Here is a 25,487-nt window from a genome sequence, read left to right on the forward strand (position 1 = left end):
CTGCCTCCTTATCGTCGGTTCTGTGTCTGCTGGCTGCGCTTCAGCCGCATGCGTTCGGCGGGGTGGAAGCGGGCGTCGCGGCGCAGGCTGCCATCGGGCACGTTCCAGTTCGGTGAGATCCAACTCGACCAGCCGAGCGCGCCGGAGCGGCCGAGCTGCATCGGCTTGACCTTGCCGACCGGCAGAGCGAGCTCGACATCCCATTCGAACTGCTCGCCGAGATAAAAGAACACCGCATCGGCCAAAGGCTCGCAGCGGTCGCCGTTGGGCAGGAATCGGTTGAACTGCTCGAGGTCCCGGGCGACCAGCTTGACCCGGAACTTGTCCTCGACGCTGTAGACGCTGGCGCCGAGCAGGACGTTGCTGCCGAGCGCGCACTGGCCGCGACCGAGCTTGGTGCGGTCCTCCGGGTCGAAGACCAGGCGCATGCCGACGAACTGCTCGACCTCGACCTCGATGTCGAAGAGCCCGGCGAGCAGGCTGCGCAGGCGCGAGGCCGACTTGGCCTGCGCGCCGGCGAGCCCGGCATGGGCAAGCTTCTCGGGATCGGGGACGCTGTCGCGGTTCTGGTAGGGCGAGGAGCCCAGCCCCACCATGCTGCCGACATAGGCGATGAAGCGGTCCTTGTCGGGCCGGTCATGCTGCGCGACCGGCCGCGAATCCGCCCAGGCCCGGTAGAAGAGCTGCAGGAAGCGGTTGTTGAAGATGTCGAGGAAGCGCGGGAAGGCGTCGTCGCGGACGAGCTGCCAGTGATAGCTCTCCTCGGTCGTCGCCAGCGGCAGCGCGCCCTGCGGGCCGAGCAGGCCGAGGAACTTGACGAAGAGCCGCAGGCGCCCCTGCAGATCGCGATCGGCCTCGGCGAAGGTCGAGGCCGGGAAGTCCATATAGGGTTGCTCGCCGAGCGCGACATACTCATCCCGCCTGGCGGCGACGTCACCGATGCGCTCGCGCTCGGGGAAGCTGCGCTCGATCCGGCGCAGCACCGCGTAAAAGTCGTGCCGCCAGGGTTCGGCCCGCAGCCCTTCGACGAAAGGCGGCTCGACGCGCAGATTGTCGAGCGCGGACGGCGGCGGCAGGGATGGCGCGGTCTCGTTCACAGGATGCGCCTCGTGCCGGCGCGCGGCGGAAAGCGCATGACCTCGCCGCGCTCGACAGTGCGGATCACCGTCTGGGTGAAATGGTTCATCGCGGCGTATTCGGCGAAGAAGCGATCGAGGATCGCCCCCAGCAGGAAGACGCCGCTGCCCTCGAAGGCCTTCTCGTCGAAGAGCACGGTGACTTCGAGCCCCCGGGCGGCGCCCGTTCCGGCCCGCTGCGGGAAGCGCCGGATCACCGGGCGGCTGTCGACGCTCTTGATGCCGCGGATGCGGCGCTCGGTGGCGCTGTCGGCGAGATCGGCGAAGAGCGAGAGCATCTCGCGCAGTGCCTCGGCGTTCTCGCCGGCGCCGCGCTGGACCAGGCCGAGATGGTTGAGGCTGAGCAGGTTGATCAGCCGCCAAGTGACGACGCCGGTGCTCGCCGTCTCGGAGCGCAGCCTGAGCTGCGAGACGATCGGCTCGCGCGGCGGCGTCGGCCCGGCGAGGCAGGTCACGTCGAGCACGACATTGTCGATCAGGCGGAAATCGGCGCCGCCCGTGCCGGTCGGCAGATGCTCGGTGAGATGTCGGTTGGAGCAGAGGGCGCGAACGCTCAACTCGGCCACGGACGCGGCATCGGATACGGTAGCCGGCTCATAAAGTGAGATGAACATCTCGGTGCCGGTGTAGTCGGAGGCTCGCCCCTCGCGGCGCTCGGCTGCCGAGCGCCGGCGCGGGAGCCGCCTTTGCGTATAGAGCAGGCCGTGCGTCGGCGACGCACCTTCGGGCGAGGAATAGAGCGGGTGGACCGGCTGCTTGTCACGACCGCCGGTGTAATGCGCATAGACGTCGAGGATCGAGTGCGGCTCGTAGTCGAGCATGCGGCTGCGATCGGGCACGACATGGTATTCGTGCTCGTTCCGGCGCACCGGGATGCGGTCGGTGGTCTTCTCGAACAGATTGACCGCGGGCGCGGCGTATAGCGCGAACATCTCTTGCTGAACCGCCGCCGACAGGCGCGTGTTGACCTCGTCGAAGACGAAGACGACATCGACCGTCTTGGCCTTGAGCCGGGACATCACCATGTCGAGGCCCGTCAGTTTGAAGCCGAGGAATTTGCGCGGGAACCAGAACTGCTCGCGCAGCAGGTCGAACCCGCGGAAGATGCGGGTATCGGCGGGCAGCAGCGCGTCGTCCTCGTCGAAACCGATCTGCTCGACGGCGCAGTCGGCGTCCGAGAGCACAACGGGGTCACCGAACTCGTCGAGATAACGGAAATAGATGCCGAGACGATCGCCGAAAATCTGCTCGTAGAGCGCGATCGCATCCGCCTCGGCGCCGAGCAAGTGCACGGTGAGCTCACGTGTCTTGCAGCCGGCAAACCAGGCTGCCGGCAGCTTCTTCGCCTCTTCCGGCGACGGCTCTTCGGCCGGGTCGCTGGCGACACGATGGGTCAAAGAGAGCCGCAAGCCCGACAGCACCCGCCCATCGACAGGAAGTCCGAGCGCCTGCAGCCGCCCGGGCGCGGCGATGTACTCGGCGGATGCGACGTCGAACGGCCAGAGCATCACCGCGGAGCCCAGCCGATAGCGGCAGGCGACCCGCCGGTCGCGCTCGACGTAAGTCGCGTCGAGATAGGAGCCGCGCGGCACCTCGACACCGTCGCGCAGGGCCGGATCGCCAAAGGTCGGCGCAATGCCGGCGAGCAGCGCCGACGGCGTCGGCGCCAGATAGTTCGGGATAAGCTGCTCGAGCAGATTGTTGGTGAATTCGGGAAACTCGTGCTTGAGCTTGAGCTGGACGCGCGCGGCGAGGAAGGCAGCACCTTCCAGCAGGCCGCCGACCATCGGGTCCATGCGCTCGCCGACGAGTCCGCCGAGCCGCTCGGCAATCCCTGGATATTCCTCGGCGAACTCCTTCGTATGCTCGGTGAAGAGCCGGAGCTCACGATTATAAAAATCGAGGAATTCCTGGTTCATCCGCGCTACCGGTTCCTGATCGCGATCTTGCCGGTGTCGAGCTCGACATCGGCGACGAATTGCACGGGGATGTTGAGCGGCTCGCAGTTCAGATCTGCCCGCACGACGAAGCGGATCTTCAGCTCGGCCTTGTCGAGCCCCTCGTCGCGCTCGACGATGATCGACTGCTTCAGCAGCCTGGGCTCGTATGCCAGCAAGACCTGAGCGAGCTCATCCTTAATCGAGCCGACCCGGTACTCGTCGATCGACTTGTTCTGGATGTCAGGGAAGCCATGATTGAGGACGGAGCGGCGCACATGCTCATGGCGCGAGAGATCGGTGGACGAGCCGAAATTGATCGTGTTGACCAAAGCTTCGAGATCGGTGGCGATCTCCTGGCGCAGCTTGCTTTCGGTGATCGCGGCCCGCGGCGCGGCGCGGCGACCGGCCACGACCCGCTCGCCGCCGGCGTCACGCAGATCGAGATGCACCTTGGCGTCCTTGCTGCGATGCGCCTCGCGGAAGGCGAACATCAGCGGTGGGCGCAACCGGTTCTTGGCCTTGGGGTCGACCATTCGCACTCCCCGAACGGTTTGCTGAAAGCGATGGACTCCCGAAGGCTGCTGCCGCAGTCGCGCGGGAGTCCGTTCTGAGCTGGGCAGGGCCGGCACCGCCAGTCGCCGGCGAACCGCGCCTTAGCCGGGCCCGCTGAAGCGAGCCCGGCGAGAGCAGGATGTTACTCCTTGTTCTCCTTGAGATTCCAGGTGCCGGTCGAGGTCGCGCCAAGCGAGCCGTCCTTGTTCTGGACCTTGTACTCGTACTTGATCTTGGCGAAGTTCAGCGAGAACTGGTCGGTCGGGACCGGGTTGCCGCCGGTCGAGTCGCCGGACTGATAGCTCGACACCAGCAGGTCCTCGAGGGTGACCTTGTAGAACTCCTGCTGCTCCTTGCCCTGCTTGCGAACGAAGAGCACGGCCTTCTTGATGTGCTCGCCGGTGGCGCATTTCAGCATCAGCACTGGCGAAGCCTTGCTGACATTGGACGTGCAGTGCAGGTCCTGGAAGCTCGCCTTGCCGGCGCCGCCGCCATGTCCGGCAGCATGCGTGCCGGAGTTGCTGACACCCCAGGAGAAGGACTCGATCTCGATCGTGTCCTTATGCTTGGAATCCTGGCTTTCGCCTTTGATACCGTCGATTTCGAGGAGGAAATCGCTAGCCATGGTGCTCTCCAATGGTTGGCTGTTTCAGGTTGATTTGGGCATAGAATTCGCGTCGCCTGGAGAGCTCCCCCCATGCGTCGCCACTCTCCCTGCGCGGCAAGCGCAGGGCCAACTATCGTCCTGGGGGTCCTGCGCGCCGGCGGCGCGCCCGGGTCTCAGGTCTTGGGCGCCGGCAGGCGCGAGACGAGGCTCAGGCCGATATCCATGCCCTCGAGCTGGAAGTGCGGCCGGAGGTAGAACTTGGCCGAATAGTAGCCAGGGTTCTCCTCGTCCTCGAAGACGTCGATGCGCGCTTCGGACAGGGGCTTGCGCGCTTTCGTCTCCTCGCTGGAGTTCAGCGGATCGCCGTCGACATATTCGGTGATCCACTCCTGCAGCCAGCGACGCAGGGGCTCGCGCTCCTTGTAGGAGCCGACCTTGTCGCGCACCATGCACTTCAGATAGTGCGCGAAGCGGGACACGGCGAACATGTAAGGCAGGCGCGAGGACAGGTTATCCGAGGCCGTCGCCGCGACGCCGTCGGGCCCGAAGAAGGCCTTGGGCTTGTAGAGCGACTGCGCGCCGATGAACGCCGCCTTGTCGGTGTTCTTGCGATGGATCAGCGGGATCAGGCCGGACTTGGCCAGTTCTGCCTCGCGCCGATCGCTGATCGCGATCTCGGTCGGGCACTTCAGGTCGACGCCGCCATCATCCGTCGGGAAGGTGTGGGTCGGCAGGTTCAGCACCTCGCCACCCGACTGGACGCCGCGGATGCGGGTGCACCAGCCATACTCCTTGAAGGCGCGGTTGATGTTCACCGCCATGGCATAGGCAGCGTTCATCCAGGCGTATTTCTCGCCCTTATGACCGTCAGTGTCCTCCTCGAAGGCGAACTCCTCGACCGGCTCCGACTTCGCACCGTAGGGAACCCGCGAGAGGACGCGCGGCAGGCAAAGCCCGATATATCGGGAGTCGGCCGCGTCACGCAGACCCTTCCAGGCGGCGTAGTCGGGCGTATCGAAGACCTTGCCGAGATCGCGCGGATTGGAGAGCTCGGTCCAGGAGTCCATGCCCATCAGGTTCGGGTCGGCGCCTGTGAAGAGCGGAGCATGGGCGGCGGCAGCGACCTTGGAGAGATCGCGCAGCAGCTGGACGTCCGCCGGGACATGACTGAAGTGATAGTCGCCGACCAGGGCGCCGAAAGGCTGGCCGCCGAGCTGACCGAATTCCTGCTCGTAGATCTGCTTGAAGAGCGGGCTCTGGTCCCAGCGAGCGCCGGGATAGGTCTTCAGATTGCGGTAGAGCTCGCTCTTGCCGACGTTCATGACCTTGATCTTCAACTGAGCGTCTGTCTCTGAGTTGAAGACGAGATAATTGAGGCCGCGCCAGGCGCTCTCGAGCTTCTGGAACTCGGGTGCATGCAGCACCTCGTTCATCTGCTCGCTGAGCTTGGCGTCGAGCCGGGCGATCATCTCCTCGATCGTGTCGAGGACATCGCCCTTGATCAGAGTGGAGTCGGCGAGCGCCTGGTTGACCAGGGTCGCGACCGCGTTCTCGACCTCGGTCGCCGCCCGTTCGGTCTTCGGCTTGAAGCTCTGCTTCAGAAGAGCTGAGAAATCGTCGGCGCCTTGCGTTTCAGCAGTTGCCGCGCCGGTTTGTTGGATCTGTGCTTCCGCCATGGCCGCCTCGCTCAACCGTTGCCGTCCTGCTTGTCGTCACCAGCCGGCTTTTCGCCGAGCTTGTCCTTGAGCGCCGCCATCAGCTGCGGATCGGCGAGCAAGGCCTTGAGCTGGTCGCTGGCCGCGACCTTGCCGTCCATGTAGCGCAGCAAATTGGCGAGCTGTTCGCGCGCTTCCAGCAGCTTGGCCGTCGCCGGGATCTGGCGAGCGATCGCAGCAGGGCTGAAATCGTCGAACTTCTTGAACTTTAGCGAGACGGAGAGCTTGTCGCTCCCGTCGCCGAGCTTGTTGGGCACTGCGAAAGCCGCACCGGGCTCGATCGCGGCCATGCGCTGGTCGAAATTGTCCATGTCGATATCGAGGAATTTGCGCTCGCCGACATCCGGCTTCTCGACAGCCGAGGCGTTGCCGGAGAGGTCGGCGAGGACACCCATCACGAAGGGCAGCTCGATCTTCTGATCCGCGTTGTAGGGATCCTCATAGGTGATGTGGACCCGCGGCGGCCTGTTGCGGCGAATAAACTTCTGCCCTGAATCTCCGGCCATGTCGGCGCCCCTTCCTCTAGAGGCATCACGCAAGGAGAGCGTGACACCACGCTAACGATCCAGCTCGCTACACCATACACATTTGCCGATCACTTGACAGTTCCTGTTGAACTGCTCGCGTCGGCGGCGAAGGATCCCAGCCAGACCAAGTTTGCAGACGAATAACGCCTGCGCATCCATCGAACGAATGATGCGGCCCGACCCAGCTGCGAGCCGCGTGGCATCATTCGTCGACGCTCTGCCTTATGCCGACATCAGGGAGGATATCGCTCAGCAAAGAGAGAAAATCCTGCTGGGCCAGCCCACAAGCCTTGTCCATCAGCAGCGGGACCGGATTGGACGGTTCGGCATGGCGATAGAAGGCGGCGATGGACTTCATCCGGGCGATCGCCTCGACGCGGCTGGAGACGACAATCGCAGGCGCGCCGGCGGCCGCGGCAGGCTGCTCCTTCGGCTCGGGCTCGGGCTCGGGCTCGGGCTGTTCCGCCTCGGCCCAATCGTCGGAGGCCTCTGCAGTCTCCGTTTCCCCGGAATCGTCGGCAGGCTCGTGCTCGCTGCTCGCCTCCTCCTCATACGAAGAGCCATCATCATAGGACGGGCTGTCCTCGTCGCCGGATGGATCGCTGTCATCGCCGTTGCCGGCGTCGGAGCCGTCGCCACCAAGCCGCTCCAGCGGCAGCTGGTATTTCGTGTCGTCGCCGATCTCGAGCATCGCCTTGTCGACGTGGTCGGGGAACATGATCTGGATGACCTCGATCAGCGACTTGCCGATCAGGCGCTGTGCCTGGCCGATCAATAGCACCGCCGGGCTCGACGGCTCGGTCCGCCGGAAATAGGCGAGACAGCCGGCGAGCGCGGCCTGCGCCTCGGCGACGGAGGCGCAGGCCCCGGCCGGGACCGCCACCTGGGCGACAGTGATCGTCCCGCCGGCGCCGGTAGGCACCTCCGCGACGGCGCTTGCCTGCCCGGCCGGCGCCTTGCGTTCGACCGCGCCTTCGAGGAACTCGGCGATCTGCTTGATCAGGCCGGCGAGCCGCGAGAAGGTCACGGCCTGGTCGGTACCGAGCTTCTCGCTCCAGATCTCGCGCAGCCGCGTGAGCGCATCGCGGATGGCGACGACATGGCCGAGCGTCGTCGTCAGATCTGACAGCTCCGCTTCCTTCAGCGCCGCGGCGATGCCGCCGGCATCCGGATGCTGCTCGTCCTCACCGGCGCGCAACTCGCCGAGCGCGATGAGGTGGCTGCGGAAGATCACCGGTCCCAGCCGCTTGCTGGTGAAAAGCGTCGCATGTTGCAGCGGCAGGACGATCGTCGCGTTCTCGTCGAGCCCCTGCAGCGCGACTTCGCGCATGATGAAATCGCCGTCCTCGGCCCTGGGGTAGACCTCCTCCCAGTAGTCGCCGAGATAGCTCACGATCAGGCCGAGACTGCCGGCAAAACCGGCGATGTCGCGATTGAGCAGGCAGAACTTGGCCGCGAGCACGAAGCCGCGCAGGTCGCGGCTCTGCTTCAGGATCTTGCCGAGATCGCCGAAAATCGCCGGGAAATCGATCGCGCTGCGATCGAAAGACACCTGGCGGCCCTCGTCGTCGCGCCGGAAATAGGAGGTCGGCAGCACCACTTCGAGGCGCGCCAGCACGTTCATGATGTCCGGATCGGCATCCGGATCGAGGCCGCAGGGCTCGTCGCCCGGAACCGGCTTCGCCAGGTCAGCGAAATTCAGCGCAGCCATGCCCCCTCACGGTCGATCGAACACGGCCGGACCCGGCTGGCTCGGCGTCATTCCACCTGCAACCGCGTCTCGACCCGGCGATTATCGGCGGAGAATTTGTCGGCGGAGAGCGGTTTGGTCTGGCCCAGACCCCGCGGCACCAGCTTGGCGGTATCGACGCCGCGCTCGCTGAGATAGCGCACCACGGCCTTGGCCCGGCGATCCGAGAGGCTGAGGTTGTAGTCGGCCGTGCCGCTGGCATCGGTATGTCCCTCGACCAGGAAGTTGCTGGTCGAAAGCTGCGGGTCCTTCAGCGCCTTGGCGAACTCGTCGAGATTCGCCTTCGCCTCCGGCTCGAGCACGTCGGAGTTGTATTTGAACTTGACGACGAGGTCGAAGGCGGTCGGCGGCTTCACGACGTGGCCGGCCTTGTTGCACTCGGCCTCGGTGCCGACGCACAGGCCGCGCGAGACACCCAGATTCGGCTTGGCGGCACCGAAGTGCTTGACGATGTCGTCCGCCTTGTAGGCTTGGGCCTGCGCGGAAAATGGCGACAGGGCGCAGAAGCCTGCGGCAAGAGCGGCACTAACCATGACAAGGGCCTGCTTGCGCACGGTCTTCCTCCCGTTTAGGTTCGCTGAGGCGGTTGAAGACTGACGGCGCAAATATGAACCGCAGCGTTTGCTGCGTCAATAGTCGTCTCTTATCGCAAGCCATGAGGTTTGGTTAATGGCCGCCGCCGTTGGACAATCGAAAAGACTTGCTTCCTTTACGACACCTGCGGGGCAAGATGTCTTTTCACTTCTCAAGTTCGAAGCGCGAGAAGCCCTCAGTGAATTGTTCGCCTACCAGGTCGAAGCGACGAGCACGACTGCGAACGCTGACCTGCAAAACTTGATCGGCGAGAAATGTGCCATCAAGATGACGTTGAAGAACGGCAAGGAACGAATCTTCAACGGCGTCTTGGTCGAGGCGCAATGGCTCGGCCGGGAGAACGATCTCGACCATTATCGCTTCATCCTGCGCCCCTGGCTCTGGCTGCTTTCGCAGCGCTCCGACTGCCGGATCTTCAAGAACAAGACCGCGATCGACATCATCAAGGTGATCTTCGGCAAGGAAGACAAGGCGAGTTTCGATGACCGCGTCAGCGAGAAACCGCCGACGATCGACTATTGCGTGCAGTATCGCGAGAGCGATCTCGACTTCGTCCTGCGCCTGATGGAGAAGTACGGCATCTATTATTACTTTCAGCATAGCGAGGGCGATCACAAGCTGGTCCTGTCGGATGCACGTAGCTCGCATGATCCCGTCACAGCCGCGGCGGAACCCACCTTCACTGGCGCCGGCAGTGCCTATCCGTTCATGCCGAAGGACAAGAGCCAGCGCCGGCATATCGAGCATCTGACGCAGTGGACGGCGCAGCGGCGGCTGCGCACCGGCAAGGTCGAGCTGAAGGACTACGACTTCGAGAAATCGACCTCCGACCTGACGTCCAAGGCCGAGGACGGCTTTCCGCGGACCAAGGCCTACGAGGCCTTCGACTATCCCGGCGCCTATCTCGACCGCGGCAAGGGCGAAAAGCTCGCCCGCATCCAAGTGCAGGCCGAGCAGGCGCAGGACGAGCGGCGACTCGCCATGGGCGAGGCTCCCAGCCTCAATCCCGGCACGCTGATGACCCTGGCCGATCATCCCGCCGGGGAGAATGGCGAGTATCTGGTCGTGCGCGCGACGCATGCTTACGGCGTTCAGAGCTATCGCTCGTCGCGGCGCACGGACGAGGCGATCTATCATGGCTCCTACGAGTTGCAGAAGGCCGACAAGCGCTTCCGTGCGCCACTGGCGACTCCCTCCCCCCTCCATATCGGCCCCGACACCGCCAAGGTGGTCGGCGAGAAGAACAAGGGCGAAGAAGGCGACATCGACGTCGACAAATACGGTCGTGTCTGGCTGCGCTTCCATTGGGATCGGGAGAAGGAATCGACCTCGTGCCGGGTGCGCGTGGCGCAAAGCTGGTCGGGCAAGAACTGGGGCGGCCAGATCATCCCGCGCATCGGCCAGGAGGTGGTCGTCTCCTATATCGGCGGTGATCCCGACCGGCCGATCATCACAGGCGCGGTGGTCAACGACCAGCACATGCCGCCCTACGACCTGCCCGCCAACAAGACCCAGTCGGGGCTCAAATCGGAATCGACCGATGGCGGCGGTAAATCGGGAAAGTTCAACGAGATCAAGTTCGAGGACCTTGCCGGCAAGGAGGTCTTCTCGATGCAGGCCGAGCGCGACCACAAGACCGAGGTCTTCAACCTCGAGACCCGCGATGTCGGCAAGAAATTCGAGGGCGGCCCGACCGATTTCGCCCGCACGACTCAGATCCTGAACGGCAGCGACAAGCTGCACGTCAAGCAGGGCAAGCGCTATGTCGAGGCGGCGCTGGAGATCAAGCTGGTCTGCGGCCAGAGCGAGATCACGATGACGCCGACCAATATCACCATCTCCTCGCCGACGATCACGGTCCAGAGCACCGGCAAGACAGAAATCCACGGCGGCGGTGCGACCACGATCACCGGCGGCATCATCAAGATCAACTGAGGCGGCGATGTCGAAACTTCGCTTCAGCACGGCGCGGCAGGTCTTCGAGGCCTTTCCGACGGCGCAGCAGGTCATCGGCACCGCGCCGACCACCGAGCCGCCGCTGACTTTCCTGCGCGGCCTCGTCGCCGCCGGCGAGCACAAGGACGCGATCGGCTTCTGCGCGTTCGTGATGCCTCGCCGCGAGACGGTCTGGTGGGCGCTGCAATGTGTCCAGCGCATGCAACCGGCGGGAACGCCGCCCGATCCCGCAATGAAGGCGGCAGAAACCTGGGTGCGGGACCCGACGGACGAGGCGCGCCGCACCGCCCTCGCGCTGGGGGAAGCGGGCCACCATGCCAGCCTTGGAACCTGGGTCGCGCTGGCGGCCGGCTACTCCGGAGGCAGCATGGTTTCGACCCATGCCGTCCCCTGCCCGCCGGACCTGACCGCGAAAACCGCGCGCATCGCCGTATTGACCGCGCTCGGCCGCGTTCCGGAGCGCGAGCGCGATGCCGCATTGCGAAATTGCGTCGAAGCGTGCATTCGTCTCGTCGATGACGAAAGCGGCAGGACGAGAGCATAGCATGGCCCCGGTGCCGATGCGGCGCCCGGGTTGCGATGCCGGCGAAGCGAGCGGCCCGACATGGCGCTGACGCTGACAATCGAGAACCAGGTCTCGCTGCCGGACGGCGGCCCGCTCAGCGTTACGCTGAGCGGCGGGCGCGGACTCGACATCGGCCGAGATCAGCATCTCGACTGGTGCCTGCCGGACCCGAGCCGTGCCATCTCCGGCCGACATTGCGAGGTCCGCTTCAGCGACAACGCCTATTGGCTGCGCGACATCTCGACCAACGGCACCTTCGTCAACGGCGGGGCTTACAGGGTGCAATCACCCTATCGGCTGCAGCATGGCGACCGGCTCGAGATCGGCCACTACATCATCGCTGTTGCGATCGACGAGGCCGAGCGCGGGTCGCCGGGCCTGGCCGAGCGACCGCCGATGCCGCCGCCACCCGGTGAATCGCTCTGGGATTCGAATGGCGACGAGGCGCCACCAATCGCCCGGCGCGATCTCATTCCGCCGCAAAAATACCAGCCGGTGCACGCGCCCTTCATCGATTGGGCCGCCGATATCCCGACGCCATCGGAGCCGGCACAGGCCTACCCCGCCCCGCCGCCGGGGCCCGCTTCGTCAACGCGGCCCGACGATTTCGCCTGGGCCCCCTACCAGGCGCCGCCAGTCCCCGAGCCCGAGCCGATCGCCCCGATTCCGACACCGCGCCGGCCGCCTTCGGCCGCACCGGCCAGCAACCCCTGGGACGAGGGGTCGGCCGAGCCACCGGCGCGCCCGAGCTTCGATGCTCCCTACGAGCCGCCGCCCCGGCCCGCAGCTTCACCACCGCCACCGCCGATGGGCATCCCGGCCGGCGGCCCGTCGATCTCGGCGGCCGAGTTCATCGCTCGCTTCGCGCGCGGCGCCGGGCTGCCGGTCGAGGAATTGTCCTGGCAGGATCCCGGCGCCTTCGCCGAGCAGACCGGCGCGCTGATGCGCCTGATCGCGATCGAGCTGAAGGCGCTGCTGGCGGCGCGCGCCGAGAGCAAGCGCATCGCCCGCAGCTCCAACCAGACGATGATCCAGGCCCAGGACAACAACCCGCTGAAGTTCTCGCCGACGATCGAGGATGCGCTGAAGCTGATCTTCGGCCGGCCGACCAGCGGCTATCTCAACGCCCAGAAGGCGTTCGAGGAGAGCTTCAAGGATCTCAAGGTCCACCAGATCAAGACTTATTCGGCGATGCAGCACGCGCTGCGCATGCTGGTCGAGGATCTCGATCCGCAGGCGGTCGCCGAAAGCCTGGAGGCGGGGCGCGGCCTCGACGGCCTGCTCTCGTCGCGCAAAGGCAAGCTCTGGGACGCCTATGTCGCACGCTGGGAGGCGAAGACCGCTCCTTACGAGGACGGGCTGGTCGACGCCTTCATGCTCTATTTCGCTGAGTGCTACGACCGCGGCGGGCGCTGAAACCGCTTCGTCATTTCTGGAGCGGCGGCGCCACTGTCCATCGACACGGACCGACGATCGTCAATCCTCGCGGTAGAGCTCACCCCACTCGTCCTGCCAGAGGCCTTCGGCATCCTCGACGACGATCGGCGCCTTGATCTCGTTGGCAAGGCGGACGGCCGAGCGGAAGCCCTCGACCGGATCGAGCTCGTCGCTGACGAAATCGTTGGCGAGATGGCCGGCCGCCAGCTCCGTCGGACAGGCGATACGGGCGAAAGTCTTGCCGTCGCGCTGGCCGAGGCTCAGCGTGATGGCATCGGGTTGCGGCTCATCGACCTGCTCGAACCGGTTCTTGGCCATCGTCGTCTCCTCGCCTCTGCGATCGGTTGATCATGGGCCAGCGCCGCCTCGGCGGCAAATTCGCTGCGCCCGCAAGCGCTTTGGTCCGACCTGGCGGTTATTCGCCACCGGCCCCTACTTCTGTGGCTGCCGCGCCGGCGCAGCCGTAGGTCCGCGCACGACCTTGTAGCGGTCGAGCCTGACCTTGATCATCTCGTCGAACTTCTTGTGCACCTCGGAGACCGAGAGCGTCTTGGTCTCGCCGCCGGACTGGGCATAGAAGATCGGCCGGTTGGCTTCGGCCGGCTTCGGCAGCAAGGCGGCCGCGCTGGCGCCGGGCGTCTCCTCCATCGTCTCGATGAAGGTCTGTGCCGCGTCGGGCCCGAGGAAGTGGATCAGGTAGATCTCGCCGCCGGTCAAATGGCGGCCCATCGCCTTCTCCAGCCGGAGCGTGTCGCGCTTCAGCATCTCGCCCGCCAGCAGCGCCGAGAGATAGGGCTCGCGCCTGAGATCGAGGATGCGCTGGCGCTCATTGGCGTCGGCGATGACGAATTGCCGGCCATTGCGGGAAATCAGAGCGGCCTCGGCATGGAGCCCATGCTTGCGGCCGAACTCGAAGATAACGCCGAACCAGGTCTGCTCGATGAACTGGTAGAGCCCGGTCGCCGAGGAGGTCTTCGCCTTCACCTCCGTCGCGAACGAGGATTCCTTGTCGGCGACGGCCATCAGCAGCGTGGGATCGGCACCGACGACACGCCCTGCCCTGACGATCATCTCGACCAGGTGCCGGCGGATCTTGATCGGCCCGAAGGTCAGGATCTGGTTGGGGTCGCCGGCATAGTTGATCGGCGCCTGCGGCAGCTGGCTGCGCGGCGCAGTGGCCGGAGCGCCCGGCCTACCGGGCAGCGTCGGCGGCACCAGGATGATGTTGGACGGCGGCATCACCGGGACCGGCATGGCCGGCTGGTTCGGCATCTCCGCCGCGACCTGCTCCTTGATCGCCGCCAGCGAGGGATCCGCGTTCAGCGCGAACTGCGTCGCCTGCCTGGCCGCTTCGAGATCGCCCTCGACCGAGGACAGGATCAGCGAGGGCCGGGTCGGCGCCTTCAATGACGGCGCCTCGACGCTCTCGATCGGCTCGAAACCGCCGCTCACCTCGGTGGAACCGGGCTTCAGCGTCGCGACCGCGACGCCGCCGGCGATCGCCAGTACCAATGCGCCGCCACCGACCAGGGAGGCGAGCCGAAGCCGCGAACCGCTATCGGCAGCGGCGAAGGGCACGCCGGCGGCGACATTGGTGGCGCTGGCGCCGCCGGCCACAGCCTTCTGCGCCAGAACCAGCCAGTCCGGTGCCTTGCCGTCGGCGCCAGCCGTCGCCTGCAGTTCGGCGATCATCCGGCGCGCCTGTTGGGCCGGAACATCCGCGTCGCGCTCCAGCGTCGCAGCGGCGGCGCGCGGCCCCTGCTCCGTCAAGGCCTTCAGCGCGAAGAACCAGAGCTGCAGCGAGATGCGCCGGCTCTCCAGCGGCGTGCCCTGGCAGGGCGAGACCAGGAAATTGCAATGCGGGCAGGCATAGGCGCGCAGCTTCACGCGCGGCGCGAAGGCCGCGGTCTTGCCGCAGGCCGAGCAGGTCAGCGTGGTGCCGCCTCGCCGCGCCCGCATGATGGTTTCGAGGCAGGCATCCTCTTGGAATGCGGCCTGAAACGGCTTGAAGCGCTGACTCATCCCTCGCTACCGCTGCTGCCGCCTTCCGCAATAGGCAGACGGCCTCTCCGCGACAAGCTCAGCCTGCCAGCAAGGCCAGCCGCGCGACATCCTTCAAATGCAGGTCGACCTCCTCCGCCGTGGCCCTCTTCGGCAGGGACGAGACGTCACGGCCGGATGCATGCGCCTCTGCCAGGAAGGCATTGACCTCGTCGAGCAGCATCGCCGGCGTCCGTGTCCCGTCGAGCAGGCTGACAAATTTGCGCACCACCACGCCATCGAGCGCGACCGCGCGATGGCGCAGATCGGTGACCTCATGGCTGCTCAGCGCCTGGCGCCGCGCCAAAAGGCTCGCGAGCGGCCGCTCGCTGATCAGCGTCGTTAACCGATGCGGCTCCAGGTTGATCTCGAGCAGGCCAGCCCGGTAGATCGCGGTCAGCGCCTCGTCGAGGCGGCCAGCCTCACGCTCGCTGTCGGGACCGAGGCTGTCCCTCGCCTCCCGCAAGGCCAGCGCCGCGAGCTCGTCATGAGCGATGCTGCCCGGCCAGGCCTTGCCGAGCGCCCGCAGCGCCGCGATGGCAGCCGGCAGATCGATGGCGAGGCGCACCCCGTCCGCGAACAGGAAGTTCACCGCATCCGGCCGCTTCTCGTCCTTTTCCACGATCTCCTGGACATTGGCGGCGAGATGGTAGGGCGTCAGGCTGAACCGCGAGAAGCCGCGATGCAGCGCGACATCGGCGCGGCAGAGCAGGGTCTGGCGAAAGCAGCGGCCGATCAGGAGGTCGAGCGACTGCTCCTGCCGGAGCGACTCGGTGATCGGGATCTCGTTCAGCACCTGTTGTGCGGGGCCGCGGGCGCCCCCGAAATTGTTCGGGAAGGAGGCTTCGGCGAGGAATTGCAGGCCATGCGGCTCGGCCGCGGCCAGCACCTCGTGCAGCGCGAAGGCGCGGGCGCCCGGATTGAGGTCGTCATGATAGAGGACATTGTCTGCAATATCCTCGATCTGCTTCATCCGCTCGCGCAGCGCGGCGCCGTAGAAGGTCTCGGCATCGGTCGCCTCGGCGAAGCGCTTGATCGCAGCGCGCGCCGCCCTGACTTTCTCGATGGGATCGTCGATGTCGCGCGTCTCGAACAGCATGACGTCGCGGGCAAGATCGCGCATCCGGCAGCCCGGCAAGGCGTTGTAGCTGACATAGGCGATGCCCTGCGGCGTCAGCAGCTCGCCGAAGAGCGCCATGATCCGCTCGCGCACCATCTGGGGCACCCAGGAATAAACGCCGTGCACGAGGATGTAGTCGAACCGTCCGAGCGCCGCCGACGCTGCCATGATGTCGAGATGGTGGAAGCTGACATTGCTCAAGCCGAGCTCCGCCGCCTCGGCCTTGGCGCGGGCGATCGCCCGCCCGCTCAGGTCGATACCGACGAGCTCCGCCCCGGGGCATTGCAGCGCCATCGGGATCAGATTGCCGCCACTGCCGCAGCCGAGCTCAAGCACCCGCATCGCCGTCGTCGGAGCCGGCGTCATGCCATGAACATGCGCGATCGTCGCCAGATGCGCCGGATGCGTCTGCGAAAAGGCGTGCCCGGGATAGGCGACCGCGTCGTAAGGGTTCGTCGCCAGGTCGTTCATCGAAGACATCCGCCCATCCGGTTCATCTCATTACGTATTCGACCGCCGATCAGCAGCCGATCACCTTGAACTCGACCCGGCGGTCGAGCGCGTCGCTGGCGTCGTCCTTGCCGGTGCCGATCAGGTTCTCGTTGAAGCCGCGCCCGGTCGCGATCATGCGGCCGCGGCTGTCCGGCGCGCCGGTCTGGAGCAGATCCATCACATATTGCGCCCGCAGCACCGAGAGCCGCTCGTTGACCAGCGGCAGGCCGGTGCGCGAGGTGTGGCCGACGATCTCGAGGCAGGCGCCCTTCTGCTTGGCGCGGGTCGCGATCTGGCTGAGCCACATCGGATAGGGCTCGGTGACCTGCGGATTGGCGATGAACTGGGTCGATCCGGGCTGGAACAGCAGCTTGACCATCAGCTGATTGCCGGAGAGGCCGCTGTCGACGAGGTCGCCGAAGGCCTCGACCGCGTCGTCCTTGCGTCCGAGCTTGCTGCTGGCGAGATAGGCGCCGATGCGGACCCGGTGCTGATCGCCGCCGGGCAGAGCCCGCGCAGTCCGGTAGAAGGCGAGCGCCTCGCGATAATGCTGCGCCTCGTATTCGAGGATGCCATCATTGATCAGGGCCGCGACGTTGAGGCGCTCGGCATAGGCCGGATCGATGGGGTCGCCGAGCTTGGTGGCCTGGCAGGTCTTGATATAGGCCTCGGTCGTCGGATCCTTCGTCCACATCGGCGCGTCCCTGTAATAGCTCGTCGGCGTCACGTCGACGCCTTCGGGCTTGGCCCGGGCCGTGCCCTTCGAGACGATCCGCTTCGCCTTCAGGTCGGCCAGCGCGAGGCAGATCCGGTAGGCGTCGCGCGCCCCCTTTGCATCGCCGGCATTGTTGACCGCCGTGAAGGTGCCGATCAGCACGACCGGATTGCGCGCCAGCGTCTCGGACGAGAAGGGCTGCATCTGGAAACGCGGATAAGACTTGCCGACCAGTTCGATCAGGCTCTGCTGCATCGAGCGCGTCGAAGTCGATTGGGCTGCGGAAATGCCGTCGATCAGCGGATCGATCACCAGCTCGACGCGCTCCGCGTCGAGCTGCGCCTTGGAAAACAGATCGTTGGCGGCGCGCTGCAGCGCCTCTGCAAACGGCACGGGAGTCGGGGCCGGCGGGGTCTGGGCCAAGCCAGCGGCCGGCGAAACCAGCAGCGCCGACAATGCGAAGCGGACGAGCGAAAAACGACGCATCGAAGCCCCCTTTTCCATACCGCCGGAGCGATCCCCGGCCAGCCGTCAGCGGCAGTTCTTCGGGACGCCGCCGTCGCCGAGTTGGGCCCGCATCAGCGCATCTGTGCAATCGGGCGCACCGCCACCACCCGGCCGGCGCCGGTTGTTGCGCTGTTGCGGCTCCGGCGTCGCCTCGACGCCGCCAGTCAGGACGCCGGTCGACTTGCGGTCGACCACCAGACGCTGCGGCGGCTTGACCTCCCGCGGCTCGTGCCGCTGGGGACGCGTGCCGGGCGCGGTGGGCAGCAGCGGTTTCGGCGGAGGCGGCAGCTCGGTCACGCCGCCAGAATTCATCCGCGTCGCCACTGCCTTCTCGCGCTCCTCACGTTCCTGCGAGAGCTTGGCCTTCTCGGCTTCGAGCGCGGCGAGTTCCTGCTCCTTCTTCGCCAATTCCCTGGCGAGGCGGTCGCGCTCGGCCGCGTCGGCCTGCTTGGCCGGTGTGGCATCGCCCGGCTTAGGCACGGCGCGCTCGGTATCGGCGGTCTTGCCGGCGTCGCGGCCCGCGAGATCGGTCGCCGCCTTGGCGCGGTCCTTTTCGGCCTGCTGGACGCGGTCCAGCAGCGCCTTCTCCTTCGCCGCGAATTCCTGCTCGAGCTTCTCGCGCTCGCCGGCTGCAAGGCCGCGGCGCTCGATCAGGTCGAGCCGAGTCTTGGCGTCGACGGCGAAGAAGCTGGTCGGGAAGCGCTGGATGAAAGCCTTGATCTCGGCGGGGTTGTCGCTGCTGCGCAGGCGCTTCCAGATGTCGGCGTCGGTCTCCTCGCGGTTGAGGTAGAAATCGCCGAGCAAGGACAGCGACAGCTCCGGCGTCTGCTTGCCGCCGGTGGAATCGTAGACCGCCTTCTGGACGCGGCGGAACATGGTCGCGATCTCGAGGCCTGGCTGTTTGATCTCCTGGATCAGCGCCGCGGTGAACGGGCTGTTGCGGCCGGCGCCGTCGGCGGCGACATCGTTGGCCTGCGTCGCATAGGCGGTCACCATGCCCTGCGCCTTGACGATCGGCGCGAGGCCAGCACCGACCGACATGCTGCGCGTCGTCGACTTCTTCGACAATTGGGCGAGGAAGGGATTGTTGCGGCAGGCGTCGAGCACCATGATCTTGACGCCCTTGGCGAAGCCGAGCGCGGTCGTCACCTCGCTGAGCTTGAGCGTCTCGTACTGGACCGAGACCTCGTCATCGATCTTGGCCTCGACCGGCACCAGGAAGTTCTCGCCGTTGAACTGGAAGCCATGCCCCGCATAGTAGAACATCACCGCATCGGCATCCTGGGCGAGGCGCGCGAAGCGGGAGACGGCGGCATCCATGCCGCGCTTGTCGAGATCGATGCCATCGACCACCTCGAAGCCGACCTTGCGTAGGGCTTCGGCCGTATCGCGGGCATCGTTCGGCGTATTGGGCAGGGCCGGCGCGTTCTTGTAGGCGGAATTGCCGATCACCAGGGCGACGCGGCGCTCCTGGGTTTGCGCCAGCGCCGGCAAAGCGACGAGCTGGGCAAGAAGAGCGATCAGTGCACAAAATCTGACGGCTGCAGTCATGGCACCATTCCCTGCGTCACCCTAAAGAAAGCGACCGCTAGAATCCAGTTCTATGCGCCTGTCGTGACAGGCGCTTTGCTTGCTCCGCTCCCAGCCCGCTGCTAACTTTACGACGGTCACGCGCCGCGAGGAAGAGCGCCGATGCGGAGGCTTCGACTTCAGCTGATTGTCGGGGTTACGGCGGTTTTCGCCGCGGCCATGCCGGCGAGCATCGCGCAGGAGCGCGCCCGGACGCGCAGCCCCGCGCCCGCCGGCGCCAAGCTCGCCTTCGTCGACTTGCAGAACAATGCCCGCATCGCCAGCAAGGTGACGCTGCGCTTTTCGATCACGGGCATGGAGATCGCGCCGGCCGGCACTGCACGCCGCAATGCCGGACACCACCACCTGCTGATCGACACCGAGCTGCCGCCGCTCGGCCAGCCGATCCCCAGCGATTTCAACCATCTGCATTTCGGCGGCGGCCAGAGCGAGGCCGAGATCCTGCTCTCGCCCGGCCGCCACACGCTGCAGCTCCTCTTCGCCGATCACGATCACGTGCCCCATGACCCGCCGGTGATGTCGGAGAAGATCACCGTCGAGGTCATGGCCGCGCCGGAGGAGAAGCCGCGCACCACAGCCGCGCCCAATGCCAAGGTCTTTTTCATCGGCCTGCAGGACGGCGCCGCGATCCCGCCCCGCTCGGTCGTCCGCTTCGGCCAGGAGAACATCGCGATCACCCCCGCCGGCACGAAGCAGGACAATGCCGGCCACCACCATCTCCTGGTCGATACCGAGCTGCCGCCGCTCGACCGCGAAATACCCAGCGATTTCAACCATCTGCATTTCGGTCGCGGTCAGACCGAGGCCGAGCTAACCTTGCCGCCCGGCGAGCACACGCTCCAACTCCTCTTCGCCGACCACGAGCATGTGCCGCACGACCCGCCGGTGATGTCGCAGAAGATCAGGGTGCGCGTGCAGGAGGCTTCGGCAGCAAGCCCGCCAGCGGCTGCCACCGCCCCTGCCCGCACACCCTCGGGCCGGACGCCGGCGCCCAACGACGCCGCGGTCTATTTCATCTATCCGCGCGACGGCACCCGGATCTTCGCGACGTCGACCATCCGCTTTGGCCTGCGCAACATGGGCGTCGCGCCGGCCGGCATCGTCAGGCCGAACACCGGCCATCATCACCTGCTCGTCAATGTGCCGACGCCGCCGCTGGATGCTGCGATCCCCGCCGACCTCAACCACATCCATCTCGGCAATGGCCAAACCGAGCGCAAGATCACCCTGCCGCCCGGCCAGCATACGCTGCAGCTCATCCTCGGCGACGACCAGCACGTCCCACACGATCCGCCGATCCTGTCCGAGCGCATCACGGTCTTTGTCGGTGCGGCGGCGAAGCGGAGCGTAAGGCGATGAATGCCGCCGCTCGCCATCGCATCCCAGCCGCGGTGCGGCTCCTGCTGCTCGCAGTGCTGCTATCGACAGCGCCTCCGCTCTCGGCCCAGACGAGCCAGCGCCAACCGGCGCCGCGCAACGCCCTGGTCTACTTCCACTATCCGCTCGACGGCTTGCGGGTGCCCGAGCGCTTCACCGTGCGGATCGGGCTGAAGGAGATGGGCGTCGCCCCCGCCGGCGTCGACAAGCCCGGCACCGGCCACCATCACCTGCTGATCGACACCGATCCCGGCCCGCCGGACCAGCCGATCCCGTCGGACTACAACAATATCCATCTCGGCAACGGCCAGACCGAGGTGGTCGTCACCCTGCCGAAAGGAACCCATACGCTGCAACTGCTGCTCGGCGATCACACGCACACGCCGCATCGGCCGCCGGTAATGTCCCAGAAGATCACAGTCTACGTCAGATGAGGGTTGCCTGCGGCCCCGCCGGGTTGCGCAACTGGCCGCAGCGAAGGGTGAACGCCATGTCCTGGTATCGTTGCCTTGCCATCGCCGCGCTGGCCATCCTCGCGCCGCTTGTCCCGGCTCTCGCTCAGGGCAGCGACCGCTCGCAACCGCGCATCGCCCTGGTCGTCGGTAACGGCGCCTATCGCACAGCGCCCCTGGCCAACGCCGCCGCCGATGCCCGCGCGGTCGCGGATGTCCTGCGGCAGGGCGAGTTCGACCTCGTCAGCATCGAGAATGCCGACCGCGCCGCGCTCGAGCAGGCGCTCGCGACCTTTCGCGGCAAGCTCGCGCGCGGCGCCCAGGTCGTGGTCTTCTATGCCGGGCACGCCGTGCAGTCGCGCGGCCGCAACTTCCTGGTCCCGGTCGACATTGCGCCGCGCGGCCCGGCCGAGGTTGCGCGCGACACCTTCGACCTCGACCAGCTCGTCGACGCGCTGATCGTCAGCCGGCCGGCGAGTGCGCTGATCGTGCTCGACGCAGCGCGCGACAATCCCTGGCAGGCCGGACTCGGCGGCGGCAAGGGCCTGGCTCCGATCGAGCCGGTCGAGGCGATCGCGTTCATGGCGCCGGTCGCTCCGGGACGGACGATCGCCGAGACCCCGGGCCGCGCCAATCCGGCGATCGAGGAATGGCTGAAGGCGATCCGCACGCCCGGCCTCGACATGACGACGGCGCTGAGCCGCACCCGCGACGCCGTCAGCCGGGCGACTCGACGCTCGCAGCAGCTCTGGATCTCCTCGCCACCACCGGCTGGATTGATCGTCACCCCGACCGGCCGACCGGTCGCGACCGCGCTCAACACGACTCGCGCCATCATCAGCGCACCGCCGCCGCCGGGCCCGCAATCGGACCAGCTCGGTCCCTACGAGCTCTCCTTCTGGGAGACCATCAAGGACAGCCGGAATCCGGACGAGTACCGCGCCTATCTCGACGCCTATCCGAGAGGCCGCTTCGCCGGGCTCGCCCGCACGCGCGAGCAATCGCTGCGCAATGCCATGCAGCCCGCTGCGACACAGGCCCCAGCTGCCGCATCGGCGAGCAGCGCCTCCGCCAAGACGATGCGCGATTGCGAGGATTGCCCGGACCTCACCCTGATCCCGGCCGGCAGCTTCGAGATGGGCTCGAACGAGATGTTCGAGTTCGAGAAGCCGGTGCGCACCGTCACCATCGCCAGGCCGTTCTATCTCGGCACCGACGAGGTCACCTTCGCGCAATGGGATGCCTGTGTCGCGGAAGGCGGCTGCAGCCACCGCCCCGGTGACCGCAATCTCGGCCGCGGCAGGCGCCCGGTCACCGACATCCACTGGAACGACGCCAACGCCTATGCCGTCTGGCTCTCCTACAAGACCGGGCGCAAATACCGGCTGCCGACCGAGGCCGAATGGGAATACGCCGCCCGTGGCGGCACGACGACGAGCTATCCCTGGGGCAATTCGGTCGACAAGGAGATGGCCAACTGCCTCGGCTGCAATGCGCAGCCGCGCCGACAGGCGAGCGAGGTCGGACAATTCCCGCCCAACCGCTTCGGCCTGCGCGACATGGCCGGCAACGCTGCCGAATGGGTGGCCGACTGCTGGAGCGAGAACTACCGCGCCGCCCCGCGCGACGGCAGCGCCTACGCGCTCCCTGGCTGCCGCGAGCGCGTGCTGCGCGGCGGCTCCTTCAACAACGACCCGCGCTATCTGCGCTCGGCCGCGCGCTTCAAATACGAGAGCGACGTGCGCTTCTACACCAACGGCTTCCGCGTCGCGCGCGAGCCCTAAGCCTTGGCTAGCCTCTATGAAACGGCCGGCTCGCACGATCGTGGGCGACCGTCCGGTGTTTACCCGACCTCGTCATAGCTCAGGCTCCAACCCTTGCCGATGAACCAGCACCGCCCCGCTTGGGCGGGCTGCATCCAGCGCAAGCTCCGGACCATCTCAGCGCCGCCGCTCTCGAACGCAGTGTTCAACGCCTCGCGCTCGTCCTCCAAAGGGGCGAGCATTCCGTCGGCGCAAACGAAGAAGGCCCGGCCAAGCCAGGCGGCAGCGAAGCCATGGTCCCGGCGCTCGATCCTGAAGCCGCCGCCGTCCGCATGCCTGCCTCCAGAGGTCCCATGCCGTCGTCCTGGTGCGCCGAGAGGGAAAATCAGGCGCCCGCCAGGAGCCAGGGCCTCGATCCAGGTCTTGGCCGGACGCGCCACGGCGAAATTGACATAGACGGCGTCGACGCTCTCGAAGGCCAGCGCTGCGCCATCGCCTTCGACGAGCGAGACATTGTCGAAGCTCTCGAGATTACGCTCAGCCAGCCTGGCGAGCTCCGGATCGCATTCGACGGCGACAACCCGGCCGCCCTCACCGACCAGCCGTGACAATATGGCGCTGTAATAGCCCGTGCCTGCGCCGACATGGACGACACGGGCGCCGGCGAGAGGCCCGAAGGCATTCAGCCAGAGCGCATGCAGGAACGGGCTGCCATTGTTGACGCCCCGCCCCGGCGACAGGGCAAAATTGACATCCTGATAGACGACGACCGGATCGTGCGACGGCACCGGTCGGTAGCCGCGCGGGCCGACGATTTGCCATGGCGGCGGACCGATGAAGCGTTCGCGCGGAACATCGGCGAAGGCTGCCTCGAGCGCAGGATTGTCGTCGACCCCGGCAATTGCCAGCATCTGCCTGGCATAGGCGCGTCGGACGGTCGTCAGATCCTTTGCGCTGAAGCGCATCTTGCCCGCCCCACCGACGGCCTCACCACATATCGAGCGCGACCCTCGCCTCGTCCGACATACGCGACTGGTCCCAGGGCGGGTCGAAGGTCATGTTGACGGTCACGCCCGAGACGCCCGGCACGGCGCCGACCGCATTCTCGACCCAGCCCGGCATCTCGCCGGCGACCGGACAGCCCGGAGCCGTCAGCGTCATGTCGATCGTCACCTGGCGGTCGTCGGAGATGTCGACGCGATAGATCAGGCCGAGCTCATAGATGTCGGACGGAATCTCGGGGTCGTAGACCGTCTTCAGCGCCGCGACGATGTCGTCGGTCAGCCGGTCGATCTCCTCCGGCGGCAGGCTGGCGCCCGCATCCAGGCTGGGCTGGTTCGGCTTGAGGTCGCCGACGACGTTGTCGTTCATCATCACGGTTCCGTTCGGCCGAGAATGGCCATTGGGCAGGCTCAGGAGAACAGCTCCTCGGCCTTGCGCAGCGCTTCCACCAATATATCGACTTCGTCCAGCGTATTGTAGAGGCCGAAGGACGCACGGCAGGTCGAGGTCACGCCATAGCGGGCGAGCAGCGGCATGGCGCAATGCGTGCCGGCCCGGACCGCGACGCCGGCGCGGTCGATCACGGTCGCGACGTCATGGGCGTGGGCGCCGGCGAGCTCGAAGGCGATGATCGCGCCCTTCTCCTTCGCCTTGCCGAAGATGCGGATCGAGTTCATCTGCCCGAGCCGTTCCATCGCATAAGCGTTGAGCCTGGCCTCGTGCGCGGCGATGTTCTCGCGGCCCAGCGCCATCATGTAGTCGAGCGCGGCGCCCAGGCCCACCGCCTCGACGATCGCCGGCGTGCCGGCCTCGAAGCGATGCGGCGGGTCGTTATAGGTGATCGCATCCTCACTGACGGTCGCGATCATCTCGCCGCCACCTTCATAGGGCGGCAGCTTCTCCAGCCATTCGCGCTTGCCCCAGAGGATACCGGAGCCGGTCGGCCCATAGGTCTTATGGCCGGTGAAGGCATAGAAATCGCAGCCGAGCGCCTGGACGTCAACCGGCAGGTGCACCGCGCCCTGCGAGCCATCGACGACGAGCGGGATGCGATAGGCCTGGCAGATCTTCGCGACCTCGGCGATCGGGACGATGGTGCCGATCGCGTTCGACATATGGGTCAGCGACACCACCTTGGTGCGCGGCGTGATCAGCTTCTCGAATTCCTCGATGAGGAAGTTGCCGTCCTCGTCGACCGGTGCCCATTTGATCACGGCGCCGTGCCGCTCGCGCCAATAGTGCCAGGGCACGATGTTGGAATGGTGCTCCAGGATCGAGAGGATGATCTCGTCACCCTCCTGGATCTGAAGGTACTGCCCGAGCGAGGAGGCGACCGTGTTCAGTGCCCCGGTCGAGGAGCGTGTGAACAGCACCTCCTCGATATGAGCAGCGTTGAGGAAGCGCCGGGCGCTCTCGCGGGCCGCCTCATAGGCCTCGGTCGAGGCATTGGCGAGATAGTGCAGGCCGCGATGGACATTGGCGTAGTCCTCGCGCATCAGCCGCGTCATCGCCTCGATCACCGCTTCGGGCTTCTGCGCCGAGGCGGCATTGTCGAGATAGACCAGCGGTTTGCCGTAAACCTCGCGCGAGAGGATCGCGAAGTCCTTGCGGATCGCCTCGACGTCGTAGGGCTTCGCGATCGCGTTCATC

Annotated in this window: 21 protein-coding genes and 1 pseudogene; 6 read left to right on the forward strand and 16 right to left on the reverse strand. The window is 66.4% G+C overall.

The genetic code is table 11. The annotated features are described in order from the left end of the window. Positions 1–8: 8 nt before the first annotated feature. From tssG to ACFPOB_RS06940, 8 genes are all read right to left on the reverse strand, one after another. Positions 9–1,097, reverse strand: coding sequence for a type VI secretion system baseplate subunit TssG (tssG, locus tag ACFPOB_RS06905; protein ID WP_377796981.1), 1,089 nt, complete (start codon positions 1,095–1,097; stop codon positions 9–11). Continuing rightward, positions 1,094–3,055, reverse strand: coding sequence for a type VI secretion system baseplate subunit TssF (tssF, locus tag ACFPOB_RS06910; protein WP_377796982.1), 1,962 nt, complete (start codon positions 3,053–3,055; stop codon positions 1,094–1,096). Before tssF ends, tssG begins: the two co-directional genes overlap by 4 nt. A 5-nt stretch (positions 3,056–3,060) precedes the next feature. Next, positions 3,061–3,609, reverse strand: coding sequence for a type VI secretion system baseplate subunit TssE (locus tag ACFPOB_RS06915; protein ID WP_244543145.1), 549 nt, complete (start codon positions 3,607–3,609; stop codon positions 3,061–3,063). Positions 3,610–3,770: 161 nt separating this feature from the next. Next, entirely contained in the window at positions 3,771–4,253 is a 483-nt protein-coding gene (locus tag ACFPOB_RS06920) for an Hcp family type VI secretion system effector (RefSeq protein ID WP_377796983.1), read from the reverse strand. A 155-nt stretch (positions 4,254–4,408) separates the two neighbouring features. Then, positions 4,409–5,911 (reverse strand): type VI secretion system contractile sheath large subunit, encoded by a 1,503-nt coding sequence (gene tssC / locus ACFPOB_RS06925; RefSeq protein ID WP_377796984.1) that lies wholly within the window; start codon positions 5,909–5,911, stop codon positions 4,409–4,411. Positions 5,912–5,922: 11 nt separating this feature from the next. Beyond that, on the reverse strand, positions 5,923–6,456 hold the full coding sequence (tssB, locus tag ACFPOB_RS06930; protein ID WP_377796986.1) for a type VI secretion system contractile sheath small subunit: 534 nt from the start codon (positions 6,454–6,456) through the stop codon (positions 5,923–5,925). A gap of 223 nt (positions 6,457–6,679) precedes the next feature. Further along, entirely contained in the window at positions 6,680–8,188 is a 1,509-nt protein-coding gene (locus ACFPOB_RS06935) for a type VI secretion system protein TssA (RefSeq protein ID WP_377796987.1), read from the reverse strand. 47 nt (positions 8,189–8,235) lie between these two features. After that, positions 8,236–8,781, reverse strand: coding sequence for an OmpA family protein (locus tag ACFPOB_RS06940; RefSeq protein WP_244543144.1), 546 nt, complete (start codon positions 8,779–8,781; stop codon positions 8,236–8,238). A gap of 115 nt (positions 8,782–8,896) precedes the next feature. Here ACFPOB_RS06940 and ACFPOB_RS06945 point away from each other — a divergent pair, with 115 nt between their 5' ends. The 3 genes from ACFPOB_RS06945 to tagH are packed head-to-tail and all read left to right on the forward strand — an operon-like array spanning position 8,897 to position 12,758. Next, positions 8,897–10,756, forward strand: coding sequence for a type VI secretion system Vgr family protein (locus ACFPOB_RS06945; protein ID WP_377796989.1), 1,860 nt, complete (start codon positions 8,897–8,899; stop codon positions 10,754–10,756). Positions 10,757–10,763: 7 nt separating this feature from the next. Continuing rightward, positions 10,764–11,321 carry a DUF6931 family protein gene (locus ACFPOB_RS06950; protein ID WP_377796991.1) on the forward strand — a complete coding sequence of 186 codons (558 nt, stop codon included), beginning with the start codon at positions 10,764–10,766 and terminating at the stop codon, positions 11,319–11,321. A 60-nt stretch (positions 11,322–11,381) separates the two neighbouring features. After that, complete coding sequence (gene tagH / locus ACFPOB_RS06955; protein ID WP_377796993.1) at positions 11,382–12,758, forward strand: type VI secretion system-associated FHA domain protein TagH; 1,377 nt, start codon at positions 11,382–11,384, stop codon at positions 12,756–12,758. A gap of 60 nt (positions 12,759–12,818) precedes the next feature. Here the strand turns inward: tagH and ACFPOB_RS06960 are convergent, their stop codons facing one another. The 5 genes and pseudogenes from ACFPOB_RS06960 to ACFPOB_RS06980 all read right to left on the reverse strand — a co-directional run bounded on the left by ACFPOB_RS06960 (position 12,819) and on the right by ACFPOB_RS06980 (position 19,204). Then, complete coding sequence (locus ACFPOB_RS06960) at positions 12,819–13,097, reverse strand: hypothetical protein (protein WP_377796995.1); 279 nt, start codon at positions 13,095–13,097, stop codon at positions 12,819–12,821. 114 nt (positions 13,098–13,211) lie between these two features. Next, positions 13,212–13,910: pseudogene (locus ACFPOB_RS31120) on the reverse strand (transglycosylase SLT domain-containing protein); the annotation flags it as partial. 949 nt (positions 13,911–14,859) lie between these two features. Further along, positions 14,860–16,410, reverse strand: coding sequence for a methyltransferase domain-containing protein (locus tag ACFPOB_RS06970; protein WP_377796999.1), 1,551 nt, complete (start codon positions 16,408–16,410; stop codon positions 14,860–14,862). Between the two features lie 49 nt (positions 16,411–16,459). Further along, positions 16,460–17,632: an OmpA family protein gene (locus ACFPOB_RS06975; RefSeq protein WP_377797001.1), complete on the reverse strand. Its 1,173-nt coding sequence runs from the start codon at positions 17,630–17,632 to the stop codon at positions 16,460–16,462. Between the two features lie 45 nt (positions 17,633–17,677). Next, entirely contained in the window at positions 17,678–19,204 is a 1,527-nt protein-coding gene (locus tag ACFPOB_RS06980) for a caspase family protein (protein ID WP_377797003.1), read from the reverse strand. A 141-nt stretch (positions 19,205–19,345) separates the two neighbouring features. Here ACFPOB_RS06980 and ACFPOB_RS06985 point away from each other — a divergent pair, with 141 nt between their 5' ends. The 3 genes from ACFPOB_RS06985 to ACFPOB_RS06995 are packed head-to-tail and all read left to right on the forward strand — an operon-like array spanning position 19,346 to position 22,856. Continuing rightward, the gene (locus ACFPOB_RS06985) at positions 19,346–20,602 is read left to right on the forward strand and encodes a DUF4399 domain-containing protein (protein WP_377797004.1); all 1,257 of its coding nucleotides are present in this window, start codon (positions 19,346–19,348) and stop codon (positions 20,600–20,602) included. Continuing rightward, positions 20,599–21,054 carry a DUF4399 domain-containing protein gene (locus tag ACFPOB_RS06990; protein WP_377797006.1) on the forward strand — a complete coding sequence of 152 codons (456 nt, stop codon included), beginning with the start codon at positions 20,599–20,601 and terminating at the stop codon, positions 21,052–21,054. Before ACFPOB_RS06985 ends, ACFPOB_RS06990 begins: the two co-directional genes overlap by 4 nt. 56 nt (positions 21,055–21,110) lie before the next feature. Continuing rightward, the gene (locus ACFPOB_RS06995) at positions 21,111–22,856 is read left to right on the forward strand and encodes an SUMF1/EgtB/PvdO family nonheme iron enzyme (protein WP_377797008.1); all 1,746 of its coding nucleotides are present in this window, start codon (positions 21,111–21,113) and stop codon (positions 22,854–22,856) included. A 59-nt stretch (positions 22,857–22,915) separates the two neighbouring features. On the opposite strand, the gene ACFPOB_RS07000 is transcribed toward ACFPOB_RS06995, so the two are convergent. From ACFPOB_RS07000 to ACFPOB_RS07010, 3 genes are read right to left on the reverse strand one after another with little or no spacing between them, the layout of a single operon-like run. Next, a complete protein-coding gene (locus tag ACFPOB_RS07000; protein WP_377797010.1) occupies positions 22,916–23,800 on the reverse strand; it encodes a protein-L-isoaspartate O-methyltransferase family protein in 885 nt (294 codons plus the stop codon). A 22-nt stretch (positions 23,801–23,822) separates the two neighbouring features. Beyond that, positions 23,823–24,206: an SUF system Fe-S cluster assembly protein gene (locus ACFPOB_RS07005; RefSeq protein WP_377797012.1), complete on the reverse strand. Its 384-nt coding sequence runs from the start codon at positions 24,204–24,206 to the stop codon at positions 23,823–23,825. A gap of 41 nt (positions 24,207–24,247) precedes the next feature. Continuing rightward, a complete protein-coding gene (locus ACFPOB_RS07010; RefSeq protein ID WP_377797014.1) occupies positions 24,248–25,486 on the reverse strand; it encodes a cysteine desulfurase in 1,239 nt (412 codons plus the stop codon). Between the last annotated feature and the right edge of the window lies 1 nt (position 25,487).

It is taken from the genome of Allobosea eneae, assembly GCF_042657265.1.
In the GTDB taxonomy this organism is placed as follows: Bacteria; Pseudomonadota; Alphaproteobacteria; order Rhizobiales; family Beijerinckiaceae; genus Allobosea; species Allobosea eneae.

What these genes read in the sequence shown, in the direction of transcription:
- tssF (WP_377796982.1), bottom strand. Translation starts at nt 3,055, where the DNA reads ATGAACCAGGAATTCCTCGATTTTTATAATCGTGAGCTCCGGCTCTTC.
- ACFPOB_RS06915 (WP_244543145.1), bottom strand. Translation starts at nt 3,609, where the DNA reads ATGGTCGACCCCAAGGCCAAGAACCGGTTGCGCCCACCGCTGATGTTC.
- ACFPOB_RS06920 (WP_377796983.1), bottom strand. Translation starts at nt 4,253, where the DNA reads ATGGCTAGCGATTTCCTCCTCGAAATCGACGGTATCAAAGGCGAAAGC.
- tssC (WP_377796984.1), bottom strand. Translation starts at nt 5,911, where the DNA reads ATGGCGGAAGCACAGATCCAACAAACCGGCGCGGCAACTGCTGAAACG.
- tssB (WP_377796986.1), bottom strand. Translation starts at nt 6,456, where the DNA reads ATGGCCGGAGATTCAGGGCAGAAGTTTATTCGCCGCAACAGGCCGCCG.
- ACFPOB_RS06935 (WP_377796987.1), bottom strand. Translation starts at nt 8,188, where the DNA reads ATGGCTGCGCTGAATTTCGCTGACCTGGCGAAGCCGGTTCCGGGCGAC.
- ACFPOB_RS06945 (WP_377796989.1), top strand. Translation starts at nt 8,897, where the DNA reads ATGGCCGCCGCCGTTGGACAATCGAAAAGACTTGCTTCCTTTACGACA.
- ACFPOB_RS06950 (WP_377796991.1), top strand. Translation starts at nt 10,764, where the DNA reads ATGTCGAAACTTCGCTTCAGCACGGCGCGGCAGGTCTTCGAGGCCTTT.
- tagH (WP_377796993.1), top strand. Translation starts at nt 11,382, where the DNA reads ATGGCGCTGACGCTGACAATCGAGAACCAGGTCTCGCTGCCGGACGGC.
- ACFPOB_RS06960 (WP_377796995.1), bottom strand. Translation starts at nt 13,097, where the DNA reads ATGGCCAAGAACCGGTTCGAGCAGGTCGATGAGCCGCAACCCGATGCC.
- ACFPOB_RS06970 (WP_377796999.1), bottom strand. Translation starts at nt 16,410, where the DNA reads ATGAACGACCTGGCGACGAACCCTTACGACGCGGTCGCCTATCCCGGG.
- ACFPOB_RS06975 (WP_377797001.1), bottom strand. Translation starts at nt 17,632, where the DNA reads ATGCGTCGTTTTTCGCTCGTCCGCTTCGCATTGTCGGCGCTGCTGGTT.
- ACFPOB_RS06980 (WP_377797003.1), bottom strand. Translation starts at nt 19,204, where the DNA reads ATGACTGCAGCCGTCAGATTTTGTGCACTGATCGCTCTTCTTGCCCAG.
- ACFPOB_RS06985 (WP_377797004.1), top strand. Translation starts at nt 19,346, where the DNA reads ATGCGGAGGCTTCGACTTCAGCTGATTGTCGGGGTTACGGCGGTTTTC.
- ACFPOB_RS06990 (WP_377797006.1), top strand. Translation starts at nt 20,599, where the DNA reads ATGAATGCCGCCGCTCGCCATCGCATCCCAGCCGCGGTGCGGCTCCTG.
- ACFPOB_RS06995 (WP_377797008.1), top strand. Translation starts at nt 21,111, where the DNA reads ATGTCCTGGTATCGTTGCCTTGCCATCGCCGCGCTGGCCATCCTCGCG.
- ACFPOB_RS07000 (WP_377797010.1), bottom strand. Translation starts at nt 23,800, where the DNA reads ATGCGCTTCAGCGCAAAGGATCTGACGACCGTCCGACGCGCCTATGCC.
- ACFPOB_RS07005 (WP_377797012.1), bottom strand. Translation starts at nt 24,206, where the DNA reads ATGAACGACAACGTCGTCGGCGACCTCAAGCCGAACCAGCCCAGCCTG.
- ACFPOB_RS07010 (WP_377797014.1), bottom strand. Translation starts at nt 25,486, where the DNA reads ATGAACGCGATCGCGAAGCCCTACGACGTCGAGGCGATCCGCAAGGAC.